The organism is Brevibacterium otitidis (assembly GCF_042429315.1).
In the GTDB taxonomy this organism is placed as follows: domain Bacteria; phylum Actinomycetota; class Actinomycetes; order Actinomycetales; family Brevibacteriaceae; genus Brevibacterium; species Brevibacterium otitidis.
Map to the genome: position 1 here is coordinate 1 of NZ_JBHMAU010000115.1, position 6,886 is coordinate 6,886.

The 6,886-nt window shown below is 65.1% G+C and carries 6 protein-coding genes; 3 read left to right on the forward strand and 3 right to left on the reverse strand.

Annotated features, from left to right (window positions below):
- Positions 1 to 733: 733 nt before the first annotated feature.
- The 3 genes from ACFFN1_RS13945 to ACFFN1_RS13955 all read left to right on the forward strand — a co-directional run bounded on the left by ACFFN1_RS13945 (position 734) and on the right by ACFFN1_RS13955 (position 2,387).
- Positions 734 to 889: a hypothetical protein gene (locus ACFFN1_RS13945; protein ID WP_376841442.1), complete on the forward strand. Its 156-nt coding sequence runs from the start codon at positions 734 to 736 to the stop codon at positions 887 to 889.
- Positions 889 to 1,515, forward strand: coding sequence for a Fic family protein (locus ACFFN1_RS13950; protein WP_376841443.1), 627 nt, complete (start codon positions 889 to 891; stop codon positions 1,513 to 1,515). Before ACFFN1_RS13945 ends, ACFFN1_RS13950 begins: the two co-directional genes overlap by 1 nt.
- 164 nt (positions 1,516 to 1,679) lie before the next feature.
- Entirely contained in the window at positions 1,680 to 2,387 is a 708-nt protein-coding gene (locus ACFFN1_RS13955; protein WP_376841445.1) for an HdeD family acid-resistance protein, read from the forward strand.
- A 79-nt stretch (positions 2,388 to 2,466) separates the two neighbouring features.
- On the opposite strand, the gene ACFFN1_RS13960 is transcribed toward ACFFN1_RS13955, so the two are convergent.
- From ACFFN1_RS13960 to ACFFN1_RS13970, 3 genes are read right to left on the reverse strand one after another with little or no spacing between them, the layout of a single operon-like run.
- On the reverse strand, positions 2,467 to 4,047 hold the full coding sequence (locus ACFFN1_RS13960) for a sodium:solute symporter family protein (protein ID WP_376841446.1): 1,581 nt from the start codon (positions 4,045 to 4,047) through the stop codon (positions 2,467 to 2,469).
- A 29-nt stretch (positions 4,048 to 4,076) separates the two neighbouring features.
- The gene (locus ACFFN1_RS13965; protein WP_376841447.1) at positions 4,077 to 5,216 is read right to left on the reverse strand and encodes an acyl-CoA dehydrogenase family protein; all 1,140 of its coding nucleotides are present in this window, start codon (positions 5,214 to 5,216) and stop codon (positions 4,077 to 4,079) included.
- Positions 5,217 to 5,218: 2 nt separating this feature from the next.
- The gene (locus ACFFN1_RS13970) at positions 5,219 to 6,373 is read right to left on the reverse strand and encodes a CaiB/BaiF CoA transferase family protein (RefSeq protein ID WP_376841448.1); all 1,155 of its coding nucleotides are present in this window, start codon (positions 6,371 to 6,373) and stop codon (positions 5,219 to 5,221) included.
- Positions 6,374 to 6,886 lie beyond the last annotated feature (513 nt).

Here is a 6,886-nt window from a genome sequence, read left to right on the forward strand (position 1 = left end):
GCCGCCTCGCCCGCGGCTACCGCAACCAGCACAACTACCGCCTCCGCATGCTCCTCGCCGCCGGCGGACTCACCCCATGACCCCCACCGGATGTCCGAAGAGCCGATAAACACCGCGGTGAAATTCGCGCCAGAATACACACGCGGGAGGCAGGGTCGTGTCTCCAACGCACCGATGCTCGAATTGTCGCAGTGGGGGTGAAGCTTCTGCCACTGGTGTTCGCTCCTGACTCCGTGGAGACGGTAGAGGAGCGAGGCGTTGCTCTGGCCGGGCTCAGTGGCAGGAGGAAGCGCGGCACGGACTATAGGGGAACGCCACCAGGGGATCACCGCGGTCCGCCCGAACAAGTCCTCCACCCTAGCCGACTTAAGTCGAGAATTCTGGGCGTGTGCGATGATACCGGCTAGACTTGAGGGAGTGTCATGGGCGCCGGGTCACCTGTCAGAGCTGCCCCGATCGCGAGTGGCACGTAGATGGCACGAGCGGCCATCGGAGCTGGAGAAGCCATAGGTGTTCCCGCCTCTTAACAGGGAGGACGAGGACTGGGCATTCTGAGAAAGCAAGGACTGGGACTTCTGAAGACCGCCTGGGGGTCAGGTGTCTGGCTCAGCACTTGACCCCGGCCTTCCACCCATTCAGCGCTTCTCGACAGCCTTCCAGCCGAGCACCGCGCCGCACTGACAGGTGGTGCCGGTAGAATAAAGATGTGACAGTACATGAGGAGGTGGGAACGGTGACGAGCAAGATCATAACCAAGAAGGCCATCAGGCTATTCGCGGTGCAGTCGACTCGAGAGTCGGCGAAGCTCGAACGGCGCGTCGTTCCGGCCACGCATGTGCGTTCTGAGCGTGTCAAGCGTTTCGTCGCTCAACGCCGCCAGCGTCCCTGATGGTTTTCGACCCGGGATATGGCGAAACACCGATTTCGCATGACGAGTTTCGTGCCTTGTTGGAACCTGCCCGAGAAGCGCTCGACGAGCCGATCAGCAAGGCGGAAGTCTACGATCTCGAGCAAGCCGTACAGGAAGCTGTCGCTGAGGAACTCCTGACGGACGTACTCGCGGGAAAGCTCACAGTTGACGAGCTGGTCAGCGACGGTTTCGTTCGGGAGTTGCATCGACGCCTGTACGGCGACATCTGGGCGTGGGCCGGGACGTTTCGGCGACACGAGCTGAACATTGGCGTAGCTCCAGAGTTGATTTCCACCGAACTGCGCTCTTCGCTCAGCATGTTCCTCTATCGCTGGAATGAAACGGACGATTGGACGCCGCGCGAGTTCGGGCTGTTGGTTCATGCTGAGGCTGTGCGGATCCATCCGTTCACGGACGGAAACGGACGCACGACGAGGCTCCTCGCAGACCTTGTCTTCATCGCAGTTCAGGACCAGGAGAACCCTCAGCAGTATTCCTGGGATTGCGACAAGCGCACGTACATCGACCTGCTCCGCCAGTACGATCGCCATCGTGACCCGCGCCCGCTTGCCGAATTCATCGAGATCCGCTCCCTTGGCACGTGACGTCGGAGTGCCTCGACCAGACACCGAGTCGCTGGCTTCAACGCCTCCACGCGCTACGCGGCAATCCGGCATCGTACGGGAATACCTGCCACCCCTGAGTCGTTGCCCAGTGCAGGAGAACTGCCGGCCGCATCCCGCCCAGCGGCCTAAGAACAGGAGCCCCCGTGACCAGCCCCTCCGCTGACAGCCACAGCAATCCACTGGCCGCCCTGCAGCGCCGCGCCCGCAACGCATTCGTCATCCAGGGTGTGCTCGCCCTGCTCATCGGCGTCATCATGTTCGCCTGGCCGGGCGCCAGCCTCAAGATCTTCGCGCTGCTCATCGCAGCCTGGCTCATCGTCAACGGTGTGCTCGGCATCGCCGCGTGGCTGCGCGCGCGTCGTTTCGGCGGTGGAGGCGGCATGCTGCTGGCCGGCATCCTCAGCCTCGCCGCCGGTGTCATCGTCGCACTGCTGCCCGAAACCGCCGTCGTCGCCCTTGTCGTGTTCATCGCCTTCTGGGCCTTCGTCCTCGGCATCATGCAGATCTTCGGCGCGCTGACCTTCCGCCGGCTCGGCGCCCGCAGCTGGTGGGTCATGCTCATCACCGGCCTAACCGGCATCGCGATCGGCGTTCTGCTCGTCGTTAACCCAGCCGCCGGCGCCGTTTCGCTGCTGTGGCTCATCGCCGCGTTCCTCGTCCTCGCCGGCGTGCTCGCCATCCTGCTCGGCATCCGCATCGGCCGCGCGACGCTGCCAAGCGCCCCAGCAGGCTTCGGTCGCGCAGGCTTCGGCCCGGCGGGCCGCCCAGACCACGGCGGCCCGGTCGTGCAGTCCGAGACCGTCGAGGATCCCGACCAGGACGACCCAGGCCAGCCGCCCCAGCTGCGGTGACGACCGCCTCGGGACCGGACACAACGACGCCGCCGCAGGATCGTTCCTGCGGCGGCGCGGTCGTCTGACGGGTTCAGTCCTAGTTGGGATCCGCGCCCGAGGCGGTGGTTCCGGTTCCGGCCCCGGCGGGCCCGGTGCCAGTGCCGTTGCCGTTGCGGGCTTCGTAGGCGGCGTCATCAGCGGCATCGTGATCGCGCACGATCTGCTCGGCGGACTCATCGGTGCCCTTGCGCGACTGGTGCATGAACCGGTCGGCGCGCTCGGTGTCCGGCTTCGTCATGAGCGAGACCGCGACGTAGAAGATGAGGCTGAGGCCCAGGCCGATGAAGATGCGAGTCGGGCCGTCGTTGGGCCAAAAGTACGGCAGCGGCAAGCCGAGTTCGACCACGAAGCCGTAGATCGTGAAGCCTGAGCCAGCGATGATACCGGCGACCGCGCCCTTCTGATTCGCCCGGCGCCAGAACAGGCCGAGAATCATCGGGAAGAACATGCCGGCGGCGAGGATCTCGCTGGCCAGGCCGAGAAGGATGAGCGCTTCGGGCAGCTGGATGGCGATGAGGAACCCGAGGACCGAGGCGATGAGCGTACCGATCATGCCCACCCGCACCTTCTGCTTGTCCGTCACGTTGTTGCGCTTGATCTTCGTGTACAGCTCAGTCATGTACAGCGACGACAGATTCAGAGTTGTGCAGATCGACGACATGATCGCTGCGGCGATGCCAATGAAGACGAATACCCCGAAGATCGGCCAGAAGCGTTCACCGGCCAATGTCGCGACGACGCCGTTCTCCGGGATCGTGGGGAACACGCCGATCGAGGCGATGCCGGCGGCGACGACGAGGAAGTACAGCGGGATGAAGTACGACAGCGCGAAGCCGGCGGTACGGCGAGCATCGCGCGGAGTGCGGCCGGCCTGCAGGCGCTGCCAGGCTGTTCCTTCGATGAGAAAGGCGAGGGCGAAGCCGACGACGAAGACGATGTTCGGGGTGAGCCCGGCGAAGATGTTGAAGTAGTCGTCGGGCCGCTCGTTTGCTGCCCGCTCCATAACCGGTTCGATGCCGCCGGAGAGGATGAGTGCGCCGACGAGGGTGATGATGAGGCCGAGCAGCAGGAGGACGAACTGTATCGTCTCGGTCAGCACGACGGCGCGAAAACCACCGATGGTCGCATAGAAGATCGCCACGACGATGCCGACGAGCACTGCAAGGACGAAGCTGATGCCAAAGAACGCGGCGAAGAACTTGCCGAGCGCCACCATCTGCGAGGCGCCCCAGATGATCATGTAGATGCCCATGATGAGGGAGAGCAGGGTGCCGGTCAGCCGGCCATAGCGCATGTTCATGACGCCGTCTTGGCTGAGCACGCCGATGCGGCGGATGATCGGGCCGATGAAGATGAGGGCGACGACTGCGATGACCGTCGGGCCGCCGAGCACCCACCAGGAGCCCATGCCCTGCGAATTGGCTTCGTCGATGGAGATGAGCGCGGAGTTGCCGCCGTACCAGGAGGCGGCGAATGCCATCGCGAGCATCCAGGCGGGCATGGTCCGCCCGCCGAGGAAGTAGTCCGTGCCGGAGTCAGCGCGCCGGCGGTAGAACGACAAGGCGATGAGCACGCCGAAATAGACGAGCAGTGCGAGGACGAACCAGATCGGATTCATCAGTTGTTCCTTTCAGAGCCGGTGCCCGGCTACTTTGCCAGGGCCCGGGAGATGATCGTGCGCTGGATCTCGGAGGAGCCCTCGTAGATCCGGTAGATGCGCACGTCGCGCGCATAGCGCTCAAGCGGGAAGTCACGGGTGAACCCGTAGCCTCCGTGGATCTGCAGCGCTTCATCGGTGATGAAGCCGGCAGCTTCGCTGGCGACGAGCTTCGCAGTGGCCGATTCCAGGGTGAAGTCCTCCCCGGAATCGCGCACCGCTGCGGCCTCCATCGTCAGCAGCCAGGCAGCACGGTACTTGGCATGCATATCGGCGAGCTTGAAGGCGATGCCCTGCAGCCGGTTGATCGGCTTGCCGCCGATCCTGCGCTCCTTGGCCCAGGCGATCGCAGCATCCAGCGCCGCACGGCTGATGCCCAAGCTCATCGCGGCGACCTCGATGCGGCCGCGGTCGAGCACCCGCATCGCAGTGGTGAAGCCCTGCCCTTCCTCGCCGAGCAGCGCCTCGACGGGGAGCTCCGCGTCGATGACGAACTCGTAGATCGGGCTGCCGCGCAGGCCCATCGTCTTCTCCGGCGGGTTGAAGCTGATCGCCTCGCCGAGCTCGCCGGGGCGGACGAGGAAAGCGGAGATGCCGCGGTGGGCGGCCTCCGGGTCGGTGATGGCGAAGACGACGATGAAGTCGGCGAAGTCGGCGTTGGTGATGAAGTGCTTGGTGCCCTTGATCCGCCAGCCGGTCTCGGTGCGGACGGCCCGGGTCGACATCTCCGCAGGATTCGATCCAGCACCCGGTTCGGTCAGTCCGAAAGCACCGATGAGCTCACCCTCGGCTGCCGCGGGCAGAATGTCCTGCCGCTGGGCGTCGGTGCCGCCGAGCAGCACGGCATCGGTGGCCAGATAGTGGGCGGTGATGATCGAAGCGGTCGATCCGCAGCCTTCGGCCACGGCGGCGACCATGTGGCTCATCGCCACCGAGCCGACGCCGGGCCCGCCGTACTCCTCGGGCAGGTTGAGGCCGAGCACTCCAACCTCGCCGAGGGTCGCGATGACCTCATCGGCGACCCGTTCGGTGGCGTCGGCCTGAGCGGCCTGCGGGGCGAGGACGTCGCGCGAGACTGCGCGGACGGCGTCGATGAGCTCCTGTTCGTCTGCGGTGGGCTCGAGGTTCATACTCACTCCTTGTCCGTATCCGCCGAAGCGGCGATGAGGGCATCGTTGTGCTCGCCGAGCTGCGGCACCGGCAGCTCGCTGGCTGCCCGGGTGCCGTCGACGAGGAGGGGGTTGGCGATGTAGCCGTGCCCGAGGCGGGGGTCCCGGGCGTAGAGATCGCGTTCGGTTCCGAGATCGCTCGTGAGCGCCTCGGCGAGGTCCCAGACCGGGGAGGCCGGCACGCCGGCAGCGTCGAGCAGGGCGCACATCTGCTCAACCGTGCGCGAGGCGGAGACCCCTTCGATCTCATTGCGCAGGGCTTCGTCATTGGCGCTGCGGTCGCTGTCGGTGGCGAACCGCGGGTCGGCGGCGAGTTCGGGCTTGCCGAGCGCTTCGGCGAGTACGGCGAAGAGCCGGTCATTGGCCACGGCGATGACGAACAGGCCGTCGCTGGCCTCATAGGTGTCGAAGGGCGCCGAGACTGGGTGGCGGTTGCCCACCCGGGAAGGGGCGGCGTCGGTGGCGGCGTACATGGCGGAGTTCGTTGGCTGCATCGCGAGCATGACGTCGAACATCGGGATGTCGATATGGGCCGGTGCGCCGGTGCGCTCGCGGCGCACGAGGGCTGCGGAGATACCGAAGGCGGCGAACACCCCGGCGGAGACGTCGGCGATCGATTCGCCGACCCGGGTGGGCGGGCCGTCGGCGAAGCCGGTGGTGGCCATGAGCCCGGAGAGTGCCTGGATGACGGTGTCATAGGCCGGGCGCTTCGTATGGCTGCCGGTCTGGCCGAAGCCGGAGATCGAGGCGTAGACGATATCGGGCTTGATGGCGACGACGTCGTCATAGGACAGGCCGAGCTTGGCGGCCACGCCGGGCCGAAAGTTCTCCACGACGACATCGCAGGTGGCGATGAAATCGCGCAGCCGCGCGAGGCTGTCGGGGTCTTTGAGATCGACTTCGATGCTGTGCTTGCCGTGGTTGAGGCCGGAGAAGTAGGTGCTGTCGGCGTCGATGAACGGTCCGAGGTGTCGGGAGTCGTCCCCGCGTCCGGGAAGCTCGATCTTGTACACCTCGGCGCCGTGGTCGGCGAGCATGCGAGTGCAGTACGGGCCTGCCAACACGCGGGAGAAGTCGGCGATCCGGATGCCTTCGAGAAGCGGTTGTGATGGACTCATAGGCACATGCTGACGCGTTGCCGCTTGTGCGGGGAAGATGTGTCCACGGTCATCTGTTCAGCATGTCGGACACACAGTGGTCGGCACCACATATGCCGCTCAAGCCCGCAGACCTCGCCAGCAAACCCCAGAGCTGCAACAGGCCGCCCGGCCATGACAGGCCCCCGCTGCGGGCAGAGCCGCTGGCGGCAGCAGAGAGGTACCGCCGCAGACGGAGGTGCACCAGGGAAACCCATGCCGGAGTAGTGAAATGCATGGGCTTCTCTGGTGCGGCAACCTCACTCCACGACCCACCTTAGCACCTAAGGTTAGGCTTACCTATAGAGCCGAGAAGAAAAGGGCGTGACGTCGGTCACCATATGATTTAAGTTTCAATCATATGATATAAAGTCGGGTGTATGTCTGAAAACCCCACCCGTTACATTTATTGGTAGGTCCTCACCAGAGGATCTGGTCGCTGGCCCTGGTATGGCTGTCTTGCCCTGTCATCGATGATCCGGGGGGTGTTGCCGC

What these genes read in the sequence shown, in the direction of transcription:
- ACFFN1_RS13965 (WP_376841447.1), bottom strand. Translation starts at nt 5,216, where the DNA reads ATGAACCTCGAGCCCACCGCAGACGAACAGGAGCTCATCGACGCCGTC.
- ACFFN1_RS13950 (WP_376841443.1), top strand. Translation starts at nt 889, where the DNA reads ATGGTTTTCGACCCGGGATATGGCGAAACACCGATTTCGCATGACGAG.
- ACFFN1_RS13960 (WP_376841446.1), bottom strand. Translation starts at nt 4,047, where the DNA reads ATGAATCCGATCTGGTTCGTCCTCGCACTGCTCGTCTATTTCGGCGTG.
- ACFFN1_RS13970 (WP_376841448.1), bottom strand. Translation starts at nt 6,373, where the DNA reads ATGAGTCCATCACAACCGCTTCTCGAAGGCATCCGGATCGCCGACTTC.